Origin of the sequence: Roseomonas sp. CAU 1739, from assembly GCF_039839775.1 — a bacterium.
In the GTDB taxonomy this organism is placed as follows: domain Bacteria; phylum Pseudomonadota; class Alphaproteobacteria; order Acetobacterales; family Acetobacteraceae; genus Neoroseomonas.
Map to the genome: position 1 here is coordinate 80,106 of NZ_JBDOQQ010000011.1, position 18,087 is coordinate 98,192.

At 69.3% G+C, this 18,087-nt stretch carries 14 protein-coding genes; 8 read left to right on the plus strand and 6 right to left on the minus strand.

Annotation, left to right across the window (positions count from 1 at the left end; all coding sequences use genetic code 11):
* Positions 1-2: 2 nt before the first annotated feature.
* Genes AAFN86_RS18010 through AAFN86_RS18025 form a run of 4 tightly spaced genes read right to left on the minus strand, consistent with a single transcriptional unit; the run spans position 3 to position 4,778 of the window.
* Positions 3-1,514 carry a Wzz/FepE/Etk N-terminal domain-containing protein gene (locus tag AAFN86_RS18010; protein ID WP_347544798.1) on the minus strand — a complete coding sequence of 504 codons (1,512 nt, stop codon included), beginning with the start codon at positions 1,512-1,514 and terminating at the stop codon, positions 3-5.
* On the minus strand, positions 1,511-2,518 hold the full coding sequence (locus tag AAFN86_RS18015) for a GDP-mannose 4,6-dehydratase (protein ID WP_347544799.1): 1,008 nt from the start codon (positions 2,516-2,518) through the stop codon (positions 1,511-1,513). Before AAFN86_RS18015 ends, AAFN86_RS18010 begins: the two co-directional genes overlap by 4 nt.
* A gap of 17 nt (positions 2,519-2,535) precedes the next feature.
* Positions 2,536-3,243: a sugar phosphate nucleotidyltransferase gene (locus tag AAFN86_RS18020; RefSeq protein WP_347544800.1), complete on the minus strand. Its 708-nt coding sequence runs from the start codon at positions 3,241-3,243 to the stop codon at positions 2,536-2,538.
* A gap of 47 nt (positions 3,244-3,290) precedes the next feature.
* Complete coding sequence (locus tag AAFN86_RS18025) at positions 3,291-4,778, minus strand: exopolysaccharide biosynthesis polyprenyl glycosylphosphotransferase (RefSeq protein ID WP_347544802.1); 1,488 nt, start codon at positions 4,776-4,778, stop codon at positions 3,291-3,293.
* A 315-nt stretch (positions 4,779-5,093) separates the two neighbouring features.
* On the opposite strand from AAFN86_RS18025, the gene AAFN86_RS18030 reads away from it, so the two are divergent.
* The 8 genes from AAFN86_RS18030 to AAFN86_RS18065 are packed head-to-tail and all read left to right on the plus strand — an operon-like array spanning position 5,094 to position 15,243.
* Entirely contained in the window at positions 5,094-6,437 is a 1,344-nt protein-coding gene (locus tag AAFN86_RS18030; protein WP_347544804.1) for an oligosaccharide flippase family protein, read from the plus strand.
* Positions 6,434-8,581: a hypothetical protein gene (locus AAFN86_RS18035; RefSeq protein ID WP_347544805.1), complete on the plus strand. Its 2,148-nt coding sequence runs from the start codon at positions 6,434-6,436 to the stop codon at positions 8,579-8,581. The genes AAFN86_RS18030 and AAFN86_RS18035 overlap by 4 nt, the downstream gene beginning before the upstream one ends.
* Complete coding sequence (locus tag AAFN86_RS18040; RefSeq protein ID WP_347544807.1) at positions 8,578-10,050, plus strand: O-antigen ligase family protein; 1,473 nt, start codon at positions 8,578-8,580, stop codon at positions 10,048-10,050. Before AAFN86_RS18035 ends, AAFN86_RS18040 begins: the two co-directional genes overlap by 4 nt.
* Positions 10,047-11,087 (plus strand): glycosyltransferase family 2 protein, encoded by a 1,041-nt coding sequence (locus AAFN86_RS18045; RefSeq protein WP_347544809.1) that lies wholly within the window; start codon positions 10,047-10,049, stop codon positions 11,085-11,087. Before AAFN86_RS18040 ends, AAFN86_RS18045 begins: the two co-directional genes overlap by 4 nt.
* Complete coding sequence (locus tag AAFN86_RS18050; protein WP_347544810.1) at positions 11,084-12,046, plus strand: glycosyltransferase family A protein; 963 nt, start codon at positions 11,084-11,086, stop codon at positions 12,044-12,046. The genes AAFN86_RS18045 and AAFN86_RS18050 overlap by 4 nt, the downstream gene beginning before the upstream one ends.
* Before the next feature lie 4 nt (positions 12,047-12,050).
* The gene (locus tag AAFN86_RS18055) at positions 12,051-13,106 is read left to right on the plus strand and encodes a glycosyltransferase family 4 protein (protein WP_347544811.1); all 1,056 of its coding nucleotides are present in this window, start codon (positions 12,051-12,053) and stop codon (positions 13,104-13,106) included.
* 11 nt (positions 13,107-13,117) lie between these two features.
* Positions 13,118-14,284: a glycosyltransferase family 4 protein gene (locus AAFN86_RS18060; protein WP_347544812.1), complete on the plus strand. Its 1,167-nt coding sequence runs from the start codon at positions 13,118-13,120 to the stop codon at positions 14,282-14,284.
* The gene (locus AAFN86_RS18065; protein ID WP_347544814.1) at positions 14,281-15,243 is read left to right on the plus strand and encodes a UDP-glucuronic acid decarboxylase family protein; all 963 of its coding nucleotides are present in this window, start codon (positions 14,281-14,283) and stop codon (positions 15,241-15,243) included. The genes AAFN86_RS18060 and AAFN86_RS18065 overlap by 4 nt, the downstream gene beginning before the upstream one ends.
* Positions 15,244-15,490: 247 nt before the next feature.
* On the opposite strand, the gene AAFN86_RS18070 is transcribed toward AAFN86_RS18065, so the two are convergent.
* Both AAFN86_RS18070 and AAFN86_RS18075 read right to left on the minus strand, forming a co-directional pair.
* Entirely contained in the window at positions 15,491-17,029 is a 1,539-nt protein-coding gene (locus tag AAFN86_RS18070; RefSeq protein WP_347544815.1) for a glycosyltransferase family 39 protein, read from the minus strand.
* Between the two features lie 197 nt (positions 17,030-17,226).
* Complete coding sequence (locus tag AAFN86_RS18075) at positions 17,227-18,057, minus strand: NADPH-dependent oxidoreductase (RefSeq protein WP_347544816.1); 831 nt, start codon at positions 18,055-18,057, stop codon at positions 17,227-17,229.
* Between the last annotated feature and the right edge of the window lie 30 nt (positions 18,058-18,087).

Consider the following 18,087-nt stretch of genomic DNA (forward strand, 5'->3'; position numbering starts at 1 on the left):
GCTCAAGCGACCGGTTGCGGGCGCCGCACGCGCGGCGCGACGGCCAGGACGCGCAGCCCGAGGTGCTTCTCCACATCGCTCCGGCCATAGAGGCGATGGTCGAAGAAGGTTCGCAACGCCACCCAGGCGAGTGCGAGCACCAGCCCCGCCGCCGTCGACAGCATGATCAGCGACGTCTTGCGCACGCCCACCGGCGTCGCATTCTCGGTTGGGTGCTGCACCATCTGGACATTGCCGATGCGGGCTTCCTCCAGCGCTGCCACGGACAATGCGTCGTTCAGCTTGTTGTCGTTGAACTCATAGGCGCGGCGGGTGGAATCGACGTCGCGGCGCAGCTCGTACCAGCGCGGCAGGTCGGCCTGCAGCTGCTCGAGCTCCGCGAGGATCGCCGCGCGCTGCTGCTCGCGCGCCTCGAGCAACTGCCGGCGCTGAGTGAAGGTGGCGCGCACCTGCTCGGCGAATTGCCGCGACAGCGATGCCATCTCGGCGCGCTGGCGGCGAACATTGACGTCTTGCGGGTTCAGCGTGGTCTGCGCCCCGGCGCTGCGCGCGCCGAGCGTCGCCAGTTCCGTCGCCAGCGACTGCTGCAGCGGGTTGCCGGCCAGCGCGACGCTCGCCAGCGTCTCGTCCCCGGCGGCCTGCGCGGCTTCAAGCTGTTCGAGCGAGGTGCGCGCCATGCCGAGTTCCAGCGTCGCGGCCTGCACCGCGGTATCCGCCTCGGCGAGACGCCGGTGCAGGGTGGAGCGCTGTTCGTCCGGATTGAACAGGCCCCTGTCGCGTTCGAAATTCGCCAGGGCGGCTTCGCGTTCCTGAAGGCGCAGCGCGGTTTCGCGACGGCGCTCGGTGAAGAAGGCGACCGCCTGGGTGCCCTGGAACATCGTGCCGCGCATCTCGAAATACAGGTTCAGCAATTCCCGCAGGATGGCTTCGGGAACGCCACGCTGCGGCCAGAAGAAGCGGGCGCCGACCACGTTGCTGTTGGCCTGCGTCTCAAGCAGCAATGCCCCTGCGATCGCCTCGATCGCCGCCTCCCGCGGGGTCAGGCGGGTGCGCGCACCAATGGCGATCAGCAATTCGCTGAACTGGTCCTGGACATAATGATACGCGTTGCGAGCAGCTTCCTTGATCCGACCGAACAGGGACGTCGGCACCGGGCGCGGCTGTGGCGTCATGTCCACGCGGTCAACCAGCCGGGCGATCAGGTCGCGCGACCGGATTAGTTCCATCTCGCTGTTCACATGGCTCGGCGTGGTGGCAACGACCGTCTGGCCGCCGGCCAGCATGGTCGGCAGAGGGGCCTGTTCCTGGCCGAGACGGACCAGAAGCTTGGCCTCGGCCACCCACAAATCGCCGCGGATCACGAACGCATAGACCGAGGCGAAGGTGACCGACAGCACCACGATCGCCACCACGCTCCAGATCCGCCGGAACAGGATCTCGGCGATCTCGTGCAGGGAGACGGGCGGCAGCAGACCGCCGGAAGGCGCCGGCGATGTGCCGGCCGGGTCGGTCATGCGCGCTGGCCCTCGGCGGCGGCAGCGAGCCAGGCGCGGTACCAGGCGACCGTCTCGTCCAGCGCGGCATCGAGCGTGAAGGCCGGTGTCCAACCCAGCATCGAACGCGCCTTGGTGGCGGATAGATGCTGCTCCGGGATCTCGTTGGTCGCCTCGCCCAGGATGATGGGATTAAGGTCCGGGCGCCCGGCGGCGGCCAGGATGTGCTTGACCAGCGCCACCACCGACATCGGCTGTTCGGTCGAGAAGTTGAAGGCGTGACCGTGGATCGCCTTGTCTTCCATCTTCTCGGCCAAGGCGAGATAGGCGAAGACCACGTCGCGCACATAGATGTAGTCGCGGATCATCGACCCGTCGGACCGCAGGATCGGACGTTCGCCGTTGATCGCCCAGCGCACCACGCCGGGGACGATGCGGTTGAAGTTGAGATCCCGCCCGCCATAGAAATTGCCCGCCCGCGTCACGCAGACCGGCAGGCCGTAGGTATGGGCATAGGTCTGCGCGATGATGTCGGTGCAGGATTTCGACGCGTCATAGGGATGCCGGCCGTTCAGCGGCATCGTTTCGTCATAGGGCAGCGACGGCGCGGTGCCATAGGCCTTGTCCGACGACGCGACGACGATGCGCTTCACCCGCCCGCCAAGTTCGCGGCAGGCATCGAGCACGTTCCAGGTGCCGCGCACATTCGCCTCGAAGGTCGAGCGCGGGTTGCGGTTGGCGATGCCGACGATGGGCTGGGCACCAAGATGCAGGACGGTGTCGGCCTCGTGCTCGTTGATGGCGCGCAGGATGGTCTCGTAGTCCTCGAGCGCGCCATGCACGGTGAAATGCGGCTCGGTCTCCGGGTCGTCGCGGCGCGACAGGTGCCGGCCGAGGTCACGCACATAACCGATGGTGGTCGCCCCGCGGCGATTGAGTTCCTTCACCGTCCAGGACCCGAGGAAGCCCGAGGATCCCGTGACGAATACGCGCTTGTCGGCCCAGAAGCCGGCAGTTCCGGTCATGTGAATCCGTATCCCCTTCAGGCAGCCTGCGCGGTGCGGACCCAGGGCGTGCGCCCCTCGCTGTACATCGCCTCGATTTCCTGTTGGTCCTTGTAGGTGTCCATCGACTTGAAGAATCCGTCATGCCGGAAGGTGGCGAGGTTGCGCCCCGGCAGCAGCCCGGGGAACACGTCGCGCTCCAGGTTCTCGCCGTGCCAATGGTCGAAGATGCGCTTGTCCATGACGAAATACCCGGCGTTGATCCAGTGGTCCTTCATCACCGGCTTCTCGCGGAAGTCGTTGATGACGCCGTGGGCATCGGCCTCGATGGTGCCGTACTGGGACCGCAGCGGCACCGAGGTGATGGTGGCGAGCTTGCCCATCTTGCGATGAAAGCCGAGCAGGTTGCCCAAGTCGACGTCGCACAGCCCGTCCGCATAGGTCGCCATGAAGGTGTCGCCGAGCAGATGCCGGCAGCCATGGATGCGCCCGCCGGTGTCGGTCTGCGCGCCGGTATCCACCAGGTCCACCTTCCAGCCGAAGTCGCGGCCATCGAAATAGTCGAGGATGATCTCCTTGCGATGGCCGACCGAGATGACGAATTCGGTGATGCCCTGGCGCGCATAGATATCCATCACGCGCAGCAGGATCGGCTTGCCGCCGACCGGCATCATCGGCTTCGGCAGGTATTCGGTATACGGGTAGGCCCGCGTGCCGGAGCCGCCGGCGAGGATGACGACCTTCATGTCATGTGCTCCTTCGTGTGGCGGGCGCGCCCGCCGGGCCATCGCGTTCAGAATGCGCTGTCGCTGGTGAAGCCGCGGAAGACGGTGACGAACAGGATCCGCAGATCCATTCCGATCGACCAATGCTCGACATAGTGCAGGTCGTAGTCGAGCCGTCGCTGCGCCTTCTCGACCGTGTCCACCAGGCCGCGATACCCGTTGATCTGCGCGAGGCCGGTGATGCCGGGCTTCATGCGGTGCCGCGCCGCATAGTGGCTGACGATCTCGTGGTAATAGCGGCCGCCGACCTGCATTTCGACCGGATGGGCGCGCGGGCCGACCAGCGACATCGTGCCGAGCAGCACGTTGAACAGCTGTGGCAATTCATCGAGGCTCGTGCGCCGCAGGAAGCGCCCGACGCGCGTCACCCGCGGATCGCCGCGCAGGGTGGCGAGCCGGCCACTGGCGTCGCCCTTGTCCTGATACATGGTGCGGAACTTGAAGATCATGATCGGCTGATTGCCCAGGCCGTAGCGCCGCTGGCGCAGGATCACCGGCCCCGCGCTGTCGAGCCGGATCGCCAGGGCCGCGAGCGCCATCACCGGCGCGAACAGCAGCACGAGGCCGCAACCAACCAACAGGTCCTCGCCACGCTTGACGAAGCCGCGCCAATCCCGCAACGGCCGTCCCCAGACCTCGAGCGCGAGCCGCCCGGCGAAGTTGCGCGGCGCCCCAGCTGGAAGTTCATAGGCCGCCAGGTCGGGCGCCAGGCGCACATCGACCGGCAGGTCGCGCAACCGCATGCAGACCTCGCCGATCCGGTCGGGGTCGGACCAGGGCAGCGCCACCATCACCGCGTCCAGCCCGAGCGACGGCGCATCGCGCAGCAGATCGTCGAGACAACCCTGCACCGGCATGCCGTGACCGCCCGATGCCCGCGGCATGCCGCCGACATCATAGACGCCCAGCACGCTCACCTGCCCTTCGAGGCCCGGCTGCGCCAGGTGTTCGACAAGCCTTTGCGCCTGTTCGGCCATGCCGACGATCGCAACACGCTCGGCCAGTCGCCCATCCTCGCGCCACCGGCGCATGCGCGCCGCGGCAATCATGCGCCAGCCGGCGAGCGCCCCACCGCCGCCGAGGAACCAGCCCACGGTCCAACCGCGCGGCACCGCGACACCGCCATCCCACAGATAGGCGACGGTGATGGTCAGCACGATCGCGAGCGCCCACAAAGCGGTCAGCGGACCGAGCGCGCCGATCCGGCGGTCGAGATTGTCGACGCGGTATTGCCCGCCCAGCGCCGCCATGCCGACAAACAGGCCCGTGCCGACCAGCGCTGCTGCGGACTGCCGCGCCACGCCGATGCCGGTCTCATCATCAAGGGCGACGCCCACGACCATGTTGGCGGCCAGAGCGACCGTCGCGTCCACCACCGGCAACATGCCGGCCATCAGGGCGACCGAACGGCGCATCAGCGGCGAAGGCCTTGCGCCGGCCATCAGTGCGGCGCCATGGCTGCCGCCATCGGCCTCGACCAGGGTCAGGCGGTTCATGTCCACGCGCGCCCCTGGCACGCGGCGGGGCGCAGCCCGTCCAGGCGGGGTTCAGTCGATGTCAAGGCAACGGCTCCATCGCCACTCCCAGTCACGCGCGAAACCTCCGAAGCGCCGCCATGGCCGCCCCGGAGTACCCTCGACCCTGCCTCCCTCTGCGCCTGCGACTTCTGCCGTCCGCGCGGCCTGAACGAACGCCCGACATGCCATTGCGCCGTCACGGTGACGCGGTGGCAGACGGCGATCATGCCGCGGCACACTATGCCAGCGTAACATTCTGCTTCAATCTCGAATCCTGAAACAGGGAAGATCTTGGTGGACGGATCGACGCCCGGGCCCCGGCACGTCCTCACGCGGACCGTTCTGGCCCTCGGCCTCAAGGGCGGGATCGTGGCAGCAGGCTTCGGCATGCAGATCATCCTGGCGCGGACCCTCGGTCCCGAGGGTCTTGGCGTCTATGCAACGTTTCTGTCCCTGGCGACGGTGCTCTCAATCACAGGTGGCTTTGGCATGCCCATGGCCGCGGTCCGCTTCATGCCCGTGTACATCGCCAACGGGCAGGAGACGCGGCTGCGCGGCTTCGTCCACGCCGCGCAGCGACTGACGCTGGCGACCGCGATCCCGGTGGCGCTCGCCTTCAGCCTGGTCTTCCTGTCATTGCCCGCCCTGCGCGAGCAATTCGGCGCGGCACTCGCTGCAGCGGCACTCATTCCGGTTTTCGGGCTCGCCACTCTTGCGGCGGGGATGCTGCAGGCGCTGGGACAGCCATTGCGTGCAGATGTTCTGGTCAATCTCGCGCGCACCCTGCTGATCGGAATGTTCGTGCTCCTGTCATGGTGGTTCGACCAGGCTGGGCCGGTCACCGCGTTGTGGCTCACTGGCCTGGCGGGGCTGGTTGCCTGGGCAGCGGCGAACACCGCCGCCCGCCGCAGCATGCCCGCGGGCGCAGCCGGCCCGCGCACACAGGATGAGCGCCCGATCTGGATCTCGGCAGGCATGACCTTCGTGCTCGCCATGGCCTCGGTCTCGCTGATCGAGCGGCTCGACACCATCATGCTGGGCGCGCTGGTCGGCGCCGAGGCGGCCGGGATCTACAGCGTTGCCTCGCGCCTGGCGCTGACGGTGGCGCTGGCGACGACTTCGGTGCTGGCCCTGATGGCGCCGGCCCTGGCGCGCCAGGCCGCCGCGCGCGACCGCGCGGGACTGCAGCGCAGCGCGTCGATCGCCGTTGCGCTGGCGTTGCTGCTCTCGCTCGGCGTCGCGGCCGTGCTGGGCGGCGCCTCGCCCTGGCTGCTCCCGGCCTTCGGGCGCGACTTCGAGGCTGCCGCCATGCCGCTTGCGATCCTGCTGGTCGGCCAGGTCGCGGTCGCCGCCTGCGGCAGTGCCGGTGGGCTGCTCGCCCTGGCCGGGCTCAACCGCCCGCTGATCGCGGCTGCGCTTGCCGCTGTGATCCTGGACATGGCCCTGTGCCTGCTGCTCGTGCCAGTGTTCGGACCGGTGGGGGCGGCCTGCGCGACGGTGGCGACGCTGCTGGCGCAGGCCGTGGCATTGTCGGCGGTGGCGTGGCGGTCGCTCGGGGTGGACCCGACGCTGCTGGGCGCGGTGCGACTGGCGTGGCGGTCGCTTCGGCCGGACGCAGGACATGAGGGAACGCCATGATCCGACGGCTGCTGCTGGTCCTGGCGTTTGCCCTTGCCGGTGCGTCCGCTGGCGCGCAGGGGCAGTCCCTGCCGCAGAACGGCACCTTCGCCACGGGCGGCAGCCCACCCGCAGACTGGTTCCAGGATGACGAGACGACGCCCAAGGGGCGCATCCGCCTGCTGCCGCCGCCGGCGGGCCTGCCGGGGCAGGTTCTCGAACTCGCGCCCAATGGGCGCAACACGCCCAGCGCGAAGCCGCTCGGGCTCGGCCAGCTGCTGCCGGCCGCGGCGGTGCGTGGGCGGACGCTGCAGGTCTCGGCGTCGCTGGGCGCCACCGGCGCGGCGCGGGCGGTGCTCGGCCTCGCCATCCTGCGGCGCGGCGGGGATGGCGGCTCGATCCAACTGCGCAGCGCCGCGGCCGACGGCACGCTGCAGGTGCAGACCGATACGCTCGAGGTGCCCGATGACCGGTCGGTCGAGGGGGTGGTGCTGTTCCTCGTCGCCGAAGGGGTGTCGGGCACCGCGCTGTTCGCCAATGTCGTGATCGGCACGGGGGCGGCGGCCCCTGCCCCGCGCGCCGCCGCCCCCGCGCCCAGCGCCCCGGCGACCGAGATCCCCGCTCGCGTGCGCGTCGACACCACGGCGGTGCGCCGCGTCATCCCGCGCGAGATCTTCGGCACCAATGTCGAGATCATCCGCGACGCCAACGGCCTGTGGGATGCCCGGCGCAACAGGCTCGACCCCGATGTGGTGCGCATGGCGCGCGACATGGGCATCTCCCTGGTGCGCTTCCCCGGCGGCGTCTGGTCCGATGCCTATGACTGGCGCCACGGCATCGGCCCGATGTCGGCGCGGGCGACGACGCCCACCCATCCCGGCGCCGATGAACGCTTCCGCCACGTCTTCGGCACCGACGAAGCGCTGGCCTTCGCCCGCGAGATCGGCGGCAGCCTGCTGATCACCGTCAATGCCGGCACCGGCACGCCGGAGATGGCCGCCGATTGGGTACGCTACGTCAACGGCGATGGCGGTCGGTCCCCGCGCAATGGTCGCGTGACCTGGTGGGAAATCGGCAACGAGCTGTACATGGAGGGCGATGCCTCCGGCGGGGCGACCACGCCGCAGCGCTATGCGGACCGCGTCATCGCCTTCTCCCGCGCGATGCGGGCGGTCGATCCCAACATCCGCGTCGCCGCCATAGGCCTGCGCAATTTCGGCCGCTACCGCTTCAACAGCCACGACAACTGGAACGAGGTGGTGCTGCGCCGCGCAGGGGGCGAGATCGACCTGCTCGCCGTCCACAACGCCTATGCACCGGTCGTGCCGGATGCGCGCGGGGTGGAACCGCTCGATGTCTATGCGGCGATGTGGGCCTTCCCGCAGCTCATCGCGCGCAACCTTGCCGATACGCGCGGGGAGGTCGCCCGCTTCGCCCCCGGCCGGCGCATCGGCCTCGGCGTCACCGAATGGGGACCGTTGTTCGCGGTCGATCCGGCCTCGCCCATGATCGACCATGTCAAGACGATCGGCTCGGCGATCTTCGTCGCCTCCGCGCTGCGCGCCTTCGCCGAGGACCCGTCGGTCGAACTGGCCAATTTCTTCAAGCTCAACGAATCGCTGTTCATGGGCTGGATAGGGCGGCGCAATGGGCAGTGGGCGATGACCGCCCCGGCCATGGCCTTCCGCATGATAGCGCGCGGCCTGGAAAGCGGCCTGCTGTCCTCCAGCGTCGAGGTGGCGACCTATGGCAGCCGGGCCGTCGGCTTCGTCGACCGCGTATCCAACGCGCCCTACCTTGATGTGCTGGCGACGGCCACGCCCGATCGCGGGACGGCGACGGTGCTGCTGATCAACCGCCATCCCTCGGCGGCGATCGCCACGCGCGTCGCCCTGAGCGGTGCATCCGGCGCGGCGGCGCTGACCACCGAGACGCTGACGGGCGACGCGGCGGATGCGAATACCGGCACCGACGTGCTGCGCATCCCCGGGCTGCGCTGGGGCGACCAGGCGCGGGCGGGGCCGCGCGGGCGTTTCCAGCAAGGGGCGGAAAGCGAGATCAGGCTGGACCGCCAGTCGCTGGGCGAGGCGAAGGCCGAGACCCTGGTGCGCGTGCCGCCTCATTCCATCACCCTGCTGCGCTACGAGGGCCTGCGCCGGCCGTGACCATCCTGCCTCCCCCACGGGTGCTGCTGCCGGCCGCCGGGCTGCTCGGCGGCGGTCTGCTGGCGGTCACGCTGGCGGTCATGCTGCCGCAATTCGGCACCAAGGGAATCGCGGCACTCGGCGGGCTTGGCGTGATCGGCGCGGTCATCCTGCTGACCGGGCGGCCGAAGGAAGTCTTCCTGACCTTCTTCGTCTTCGCGCTGACCTACAACCGGCAATACTACGGCGGTTTTTCATCCCTGCTCGGCCCGGGCTTCTACTGGGTGCCGGCCGACCTGATGCTGCTGTGCCTGTTCGCCACCAATGTCGTCGAAGGCTGCCTCGGGCGCGCGCGCATGCCCCCGCCGGTGGCCGAGGTGGCCAGCGCCCCGGTCCTGCCCTTCCTGTTCGCCGCGCTGCTGTCGACGCTCGCCGCCGAGCGCATCGACCTGGCCGCCGGCGACACCTTCCGCATCGTGAAGTTCGCGCTGCTGCTGGCGTGGCTGCACCGGAACATGGACCGTTCCCTGTGGCTGACGCTGGTCGGCGCCCTGGCTGCCTCGGTCACGCTGCAGGCGACCTTCGGCACGCTGCAGGTGGTGTTCAAGGCAGGGCAGTCGCTGCTGTCCATCATCGGTGCCGGCAGCGCCGATGCGCTGCCGGAGGAGATCGACAACCGCGCGCGCGGCACGCTCGGCCATCCGAACATGATCGCCCCCTACCTCCTGATGCTCGCACCGGGCGCATTCGGCGTGGCGATCTTCTCCCGCAGCGCGCCGTTGAAGCTGGTCGCGCTGGCGATCACCGCCATCGCCATCGCGGGCATGGTGGCGACCAAGTCGCGTGCGCCCGGGGTGCTGCTGCTGGGCGCGCTGGTCGGAACCGCGATGGCCGGGGCCTGGCTGCGGGCGCTGACGCCGAAGGCGCTGCTCGGCGCCGGCATCTGGGCCCTGCTGATCATCGCCCTCGCACTTCTGCCTTTCCTCAACGACATCATCGAGCGATTCCGCGGCGATTTCGGCGTCTCGATCACCTTCCGCGCCGACTACAACCGCGTCGGCATGCTGGTGTTCAGCGAGAACCCGTTGCTGGGCATCGGATTCGGCTCGTCAGCCGAGCGCATGGCGCAGCTGTGGTGGGTGATCGCGGACGAGCTGATCCAGGTGGCGCGCTTCGCCCATCTCGCCGACGTCAGGGCCGGTGCGCCGATCCACAATGTCTATGTCGTCATGCTGGCCGAGGCCGGCACGCTCGGCTTCCTCGGCTTCTGCATCCTGCTCGTCACCGTGGTATTGCGGGGCATCCGCGGCGTATGGCTGACCACGGCTGGATCGCGCGGCGTCTGCGTCGGCCTGACCGCCGGGATGCTGGTGCAGATCGTGCAGCAGACGCTCGATTTCTCCCTGTGGTGGGACCCGTCCTGGTACACGCTGGCGCTGATCGCGGCGGTGCTCGGGACGGCGCCGCGGATAAGGCCAGGATTGCCATGACAGAGCCGATCCTTTTCGTCATCCCGACCTTCAATCGTGCGCAGGACCTGCCGCGCACCATTGGTGCGATCGCCGCGCAGGACTGGCCGAAGGACGAACTCGGCGTGCTGGTGGTGGACAATTCCTCCACCGACAACACCGAGGCGGTGATCGCCGACCTTGCCACCCGCCTGCCGATCCGCATCACCTATATCCGCAAGGCGCCCGAAGGCCCGTCCATCGCGCGCAATGTCGGCCTGTCCAAGGCCGCGGCCGACGGCTTCTGCGCCTTTGTCGACAGCGACGTCGAACTGGACCCGGCCTGGACCCGGGCGACGATGGCGGCGATGCAGGCCGACCCGACGCTCGCCCTGGTCGGTGGCCAAGTGGTGTTCGGGCACAACCGCGCCATCCTGAACTGCTATGGCGGGACGCTGTCCCCGCTCGGCCTCGGCTGGGATCTGGAGGAAGGCTCGCCCGTCTCGGTCGCCGATGCACCGCGCGACGTGCTGTGGCTGAACGCCTCCGCCTTCTTGGCGCGCACCGCGCCGGTGCGCGCGACGGGCGGCTTCGATGAACGCTTCTTCTACGCCTATGAGGAACCGGACCTCGGGCTGCGCCTGGCACTCGAAGGCTGGGGCTGCCGCGTGGTGCCGGGCGCCATCGCCATCCACCATGTCGGCAGCGATATCGGGCGCAGCCATCCGGACTTCGTCTTCCACCACATCAAGAACCGGCTGCGCATGGGTCTGAAATGCTTCAGTGCCGGCAAGCTGGCCTGGTGGGTACCGGTGGCCTTCGCCCATGCATTGCTCGATGCCACCTTGCACAAGCCACGACGCACCAGGCTGCGCGGCCTGGTGTGGAACCTGCGCAATCTGCCCGATGCGCTGCGCGCACGCGCCGCGGTGCAGGCGCGCCGGCGCGTCCCCCATGCCGTCGCCTTCCGCTTGATGGAATCCCGTTGGTTTCCGCCGACGCGCCTCGCCGGACTGCGCCGCCGCCCCGTCGATGGCATCGCGGTCGGCAACATCGCCGATGACCGGGCCGCGCGGTGACAGAGGCGCACCCCTTCGTCAGCATCATCGTGCCGACCCATCGCCGGCGCGACCTGCTGCGCCGGCTGCTGGAGTCGCTGATGGCGCAGGACTGGCCGCGCGACCGCTTCGAAATCATTGTCGTCCACAACGTCACCGAGGACGGCACGGCGGATATGGTTGCCGGCCTCGCCGCGCAAAGCCCGGTGCCGATCGCGTATCACCCCACCGCCTTCTCCGGCCCCGGCCCGTCGCGGCAGTTCGGAGCGGAACGAGCCCGCGGGTCGATCATTGCCTTCATCGACGACGATTGCGCGGCGACGCCTGGCTGGATCGCCGCCGGGGCGCGCGCTATCTCCGGTGGCCTCGCCGTGGTGCAGGGCCGCACCCTGCCCCGGCCCGACCAGTCGCGCCGGTTGTTGGAAAAGACCGTCAGCGTCACCGGCCCGACGTCGTATTTCGAGACCTGCAACATCTTTTACGATGCCGCCGCCTTTCACGCCGTCGGCGGCTTCCCGGCGGATTTCCGCGAACGCTTCTATGGCGAGGACACCGCCCTGGGCTGGGCGGTCCGCCTGGCGGGATACCCGACCGGCTACGACCCGGATGCCCTGGTGCATCACGAGGTCTTCCCCGTATCCTTCATGCGCTGGCTGATGGAGCCGCGCACGATGCGCCACTGGCCGGCGCTGGTGCGCGCCTATCCGGCGATGCGGCGGGAATTGTTCCTCGGCTATTTCCTGTCGCGGCTGACCGCGGCCTTCGACCTGTTCGCGCTGGGGCTGGTGCTGGGCGCGCTGCTGCACCCGGCCTTCCTGCTGCTGGCATTGCCCTATCTCGGGCTGCGCATGTTCGACCGCGGGCGGCTGTCGAACCCGATCCACCTGGTCGCACGCCTGATCTTCGGGCTGCCGCGCGCGATCATCCTGGCCGCGGTGCTGCTGCGCGCGTCCGTCGCCGCGCGCAGCATCGTGCTGTAGCGCCATGGCCCTGAAGGTCCTGCTGGCACATGAGCATTTCCCGCCCGAGGTGCGCGGCGGCGGCGAATACGTGGTGTTCGAGACGGCGCGCGGGCTGATCGAACGCGGCGTTGACCTGCGCGTGCTGACCACCGGCAACCCGGCGCTGCGCGAATACCAGGGTGTGCCGACCACCCGGCTGCCCATCTCGCGCTACGCGCTGAACCTGCAGGCGGGGCGCATCGCGCAGGAAGCACAGGGTGCCGCGCTGATCCACGCCTTCAATTACCATGCAGCCCTGCCCGCGCTCGCCGCCGGCCGCCGGCTCGGCATCCCGGTGGTGTGCTCGATCCTCGGGCTGTTCGGCCCGACCTGGCGGGAGATGCGCGGCCCCATCCTCGGTCGCGCCTTCGAGGCGCTGGAACGGCGCATCGTCTCCTGGCCTTATGCCCGCACCATCTTCCTCAGCGAAGCCTCCCGCCGCGCCGGCATCGCCATGGGGGCGCGCGCCACGGCCAGCACGGTCATCGCGCCGAGCATCGACCTGGCCCGCTTCCGCCCGGCCAGCGCGCGCGACGATGCGATCGTCTTCGCCGGCCAGCTCGACCGCCGGAAGGGCTTCCACCACGTCATGGCCGCGGCCCGCGCGCTGCCGCATCTGCGCTTCCGCGCGCTGGGCTGGGCGCCCGATGTCGCCGCGCTGCGCGCCGCCGCGCCGGCCAATCTCGACATCGTCGAGGATCGCGGCTCTCCTGCCTATACCGAGGGGCTGTCGCGGGCGCGGATCTTCTTCTTCCCCTCCTATGCCGAGACCTTCGGCATCGTGGTGGCGGAGGCCATGGCATCGGGCTGCGCCGTGGTCTCGACGCTCGACACGCTCGATTTCGCCGGCGCGAAAGTCGCGCCGGGGGATGAGGCGGGCATGATCGAGGCCCTGGCGCGGCTGGCGGCCGATCCAACCGGGGCCGAGGCCGCCGGGATGGAGAATCACCGCCGCGCAGAAGCTTATGGCCAGGACATCATTGTAACGAAGATCATGCGGACCTATGCCGAGGTCATTGCGGGCAAAGGCCCGCCGTGATGGAAGGACCCATGCGCGTCGCCCTGTATCACCCCTGGGTCTACCTGAAGTCGGGGCTCGAGCGGACGCTGCTCGAGATCCACCGGCGCAGCCGCCACCAGGTGACGATCTACACGAGCCATTACGACCGGGATGGGACCTATCCCGAACTCGCCGAGACCGGCGTGGTCGAATTGCCGCGCGTATCGGTGCGCCGGTCATATGGGCAGGTTCTGGCCGCCGCTGCGCAGATCGCCCGGACGCGCATCGACCCGGCCAGTTTCGACGCCCTTGTGATCTCCTGCGAGGGGCTGGGCGACCTGCTGACGCTGCGCAACCACGACAAGCCGGTGCTGTCGCTGTGCTTCACCCCGCTGCGCGCGGTGTTCGACGATGCCTACCGGACCCGCCTGCTCGACCGGGTCGGGCCGGTCGGTCGGCCGCTGGCCCTGGGGCTCGAGGCCGGCTTCCGGGCGATCGACCGCGCCTGCTGGCGGCATTACTCGGCGGCCGTCGCGATCAGCGATACGATCCGCCAGCGGATCGATGCCGGTGGGCTGTGGCCGGCCGACCGTGTCCAGGTGTTCTATCCGGGCATCGATGCCGGCCGGATCGCCGCGGGCAGCGGCTCGGATCCGTATTTCCTGATCAGCGGCCGTGTCATGTGGACCAAGAATATCGGGCTGGGGCTCGAGGCCTTCGCCCTGGCGAAGAAGAACCTGCCCGGATGGCGGCTTGTCGTCGCCGGCATGGTGGACGAAAAGAGCCGCGCATACGCCGACGACTTAATGGCGCGGGGACGGGAGATCGGCGACGTGGAATTCCGCATCGGCAATACGGACGCTGAAATGCGCGCCCTGTACGACCGCTGCTCCGCGCTGCTGTTCACCCCGTTCAACGAGGATTGGGGGCTGACGCCGCTCGAGGCCATGGCGGCCGCCAAGCCGGTGATCGCCGTGGATCGCGGCGGCCCGCGCGAAAGCGTGGCGGATGGCGTCACCGGGTTCCTCGCCCCCGACGACCCCGCCGCCTTCGCCGCGCGGATGGTGCAGCTGGCGCAGGATCCCGCCCTGGCGAAGCGCCTGGGTGAGGCAGGGCTGGAACGCGCCCGGCTGTTCACCTGGGACGCCTTCGTGAGCGGGCTGGACGACGCTATCGAGACGATGGTCGAGGAACGCAGGGAGCTGGTGGCCGTATGATTTCGCGCAAGCGCGTATTGGTGACAGGGGGTGCGGGCTTCATCGGGTCCCATCTATGCGAGCGCCTGCTCGCGCAAGGGCATTCGGTGCTCTGCGTCGACAACTACTTCACCGGCACGCGGGACAACATCTCCCACCTGCTGCCGCATCCGCGCTTCGAGGCGATGCGCCACGACGTGACCTTCCCGCTGTATGTGGAAGTGGACGAGATCTACAACCTCGCCTGCCCGGCATCCCCCGTGCACTACCAGTTCGACCCGGTGCAGACGACCAAGACCTCGATCTCCGGCGCACTCAACATGCTCGGCCTGGCCAAGCGAGTGAAGGCGAAGGTGCTGCAGGCGTCCACCTCGGAAGTCTATGGCGACCCGGAGGTGCATCCGCAGACCGAGGATTACCGTGGTTCAGTGAACCCGCTCGGCCCCCGCGCCTGCTACGACGAAGGCAAGCGCTGCGCCGAGACGCTGTTCTTCGACTACAAGCGCCAGCATAATGTGCGCATCAAGGTTGTGCGCATCTTCAACACCTACGGGCCCCGCATGCACCCCAATGACGGGCGCGTGGTGTCCAACTTCATCGTCCAGGCGCTGCAGGGCAAGCCGATCACCATCTATGGCGAGGGCACGCAGACGCGGTCCTTCTGCTTCGTCGACGACCTGGTCGAGGGGCTGATGCGGCTGATGGACACGCCCGACGAGGTGACCGGTCCGGTCAATATCGGAAACCCGCACGAGATCACCGTGCGCGAACTGGCCGAGCGCGTCATCGCCCTGTGCGGCGACGCCGTGCCGCTGGAAAAGCGCCCGCTGCCGCAGGACGACCCGACCCGGCGCTGCCCCGATATCTCGCTGGCGCGCCGGTTGCTCGGCTGGGAACCGACGGTGCCGCTCGAGGACGGGCTGCGGCGCACGGTCGCCTATTTCGATGGGCTGCTGCGCAAGCCGGCAACCGAAACCTGACGTCGGGCGCTCGGGATGGAGGGGCCTTGCCCCTCCAGACCACCCCACCAGTGGCCAACGGGCCCCTGGACCGCGGGCACCTGGCGCCGGGGTTCGGCCGGGGTGAGATGCCGCCGATGAGCAGGCCCGCACGGCTGTCCGACCGCAAGGTCCGGCGCCAAGTGACGGTTTCCAAAGGCCTTGGCCTTTGATGGGGTGAGGTCCGGCGAGGAGCAAAGCCCATCTCCGTTTCGCCGCGCCCACCTGTTCAGCACCCCGGCACGCGCCACCGCTGCACCAGCACGGTCGGGCTGCTGAGGTCGTCGACCTCCTCGCCGCCGGCCCTGCGCAGCGCGGCGCGCACCGGCCGCCAGGTGGAGAAGCCGGGATCCGCCTCGACCGCCTCGGGCACCGGGCGGGCCACGAGCCAGACGAACTCCGCGCCATGCAGCCGTCGGCACAGGTCACCGATCGTCGTGTTCGATGCAGGGTCGAGCAATTCCGCCGATCGGCTTTCGAGTGGCGAAGCCGCCGGCACCAGCAGGATCGGCGCGGCCAGCCCCCCCTGCTCGATGGCCGCCATGCGCAGCGAGATGGCCGCGAAGACGCTGTCCGTGACGACCACGCGGTCGCCCGGGCTGGCGCGTGCCCGCAGCAAGCCGGCCGCATCGTCCCAGCGTTCCTTGTGGGTCGGCCAGTCGATGTAGCCGACGATGCCGTGCGCATGCAGCGCCAGCAGCACGGCCACGGTCCCAAGGAAGGCGGACCGCGGCAGCAAGGCGAGGCCGCCGGCGATGCTGGCGGCCAGTGGGGCGGCCATGAACAGCACCGTGCGGTCCAACATGACCGGCCATGACTGGCTCACCAGCGGAAACAGCAGCGCGGCGCTGCCAAGCAGCGCCAGCAGGCCAAGGCGCGCCGGCCAGCCCGGCTGGCGGGCGGCGAACACGCCAATTAGGACACCGGCGATCGACAGCATGCCGGTGATGATCGACACCGGCTGGTGGTAGGGCGCGACCAAGCCGCGCGTGTAGATCAAGGAGGCTTCTTCGAGCCCGGGCGGTTCGATCCAGCGTGTCACGAAGGCGCCTTCGACGGCGTGCTGCAAGGCCCACCAGATCGGCGCGGCCCCGATCGCAAGCCCGACCGCATCGGCGGCGACCAGCAGCACGACACCCCGCCAGACGCCCTGCCGCGATGCGACCAGCACGGTCAGGACGAAGGCGTTCAGCGCCAGGTTGGCGATACCCGCCGTGTGGTGCAGCCACAGCATCCCACCCTGGCACAGGCCGAGGGCCAGGATCGCCGCCACCCCGGCCTCGCCCCGCCGCGCCGCCGCCACCAGGCGCCAGGCCGCCAGCAGCGCGCAGCAGAACATCAGGAACAGGATGGCGTAGGTCCGCCCGTCCTGGGACATGCGGAACAGCAGCGCGTGCAAGGCCACGATCAGCCCGGCGGTCCAGGCCGCCCGGCTGCCCAGTGCCTCCCGGCAGAACATCCACAGCGGCACGATGGCGAACGCCGCCGCGGCGGCCGAGACCAGCCGCAGCGGCAATCCCTGCGGACCCGCCACCATCCCGATCACCTTGGCGATGGCGTAATAGCCTGGCGGACTGGCCTCGATCCGAGCCATTTCGCCGAACACCACGGACCAGGGCAATGAGCCCAGACCAATGCTCGCGGCTTCGTCGATCCAGACCGGGTCGGCCGCGATCCGGTAGCACCGGATCAGGAAGGCGAAGGCGACGATGCCCCCGAGCCAGAGCCAGGCCGAAGCGGTCCTGTCGGCAGGGTTACGGGATGCCACGTCGCACGGCATCCTTTCGTCTCGGGTCTGCATCGATGCCACGTTATAGACGAACGCGCGGCCGCGACAGGAGGCGCATCACAACGCCCGGCCGACCCAAGGCCGCGCGCGTCGCGGCCGAAACCGTGGGTCTACCTACGGCACCGGCGCGCCGGTGCCGCAGAAGTGAAGGCCGTCATGCCCCGGCCTTGCGCCCCTCAGCGCAGCGGGAAGCCCAGGGCGATGATCTTCTCCTTCAGCTTCTCCCGACCATGCAGCGCAGCGAAGGTGCCCAGCCGCAGGATCACCCGCTGCGTCCAGGTGCTGCCCGCCATCTCCTGGCGGCGGGAGAACGCCTCCATGCGCGGATCATATACGGCGCGATGGCCGGCATCGTCGGCGTCGTAGGTCTCGTGGTGCAACACGGCGTCCTGCGGCAGGCGGGGCTTCACCTCGCCTTCCCGGCCGGGCAGCACATGGCCGACACACAGGCCGAACACTGGCGCGGCGCCCGGCGGCAGGCCCAGCAGCTCAGCCACCCGCGTCACGTCGTTGCGCAGCGCGCCGATATAGACGGTCGACAGCCCAAGGCTTTCCGCCGCCACCACCGCGTTCTGCGCGGCAAGGGCCGCGTCGATCGACGACACCAGGAAGGATTCCAGATAGGGCAGACCGGCCAGTTCCACCCCGGCGTCCTTGGCCAGCCGCGTATTGCGCGACACATCGGCGAGGAACACGAGAAATATCGGGCAGACCTCGATGTGCTTCTGGTTGCCGGCGATGGTGGCAAGTTCCGCCCGCACCTCCTTGCTGTCCACCGCGACGACCGACCAGGTCTGCAGGTTGGATGATGTCGCGGCGGACTGCGCTGCGGCGACCAGCGTCTCAAGCGTGCCCTCCGGCACCGGGTCCGACTTGAAGCCGCGCACCGACCGATGCGACAGTAGCAGCGCGAGCGTGTCGTTCCACGGGCCCGGCTTGGGCTCGGCGCCGGCGCCGTAGCGCGCGGTCATCGCCGCCGCGGCGGCGGGCATCTGGTTTCCGTCCATCGTTCCGTCATCCCCTGGGGTCTTGGCGGG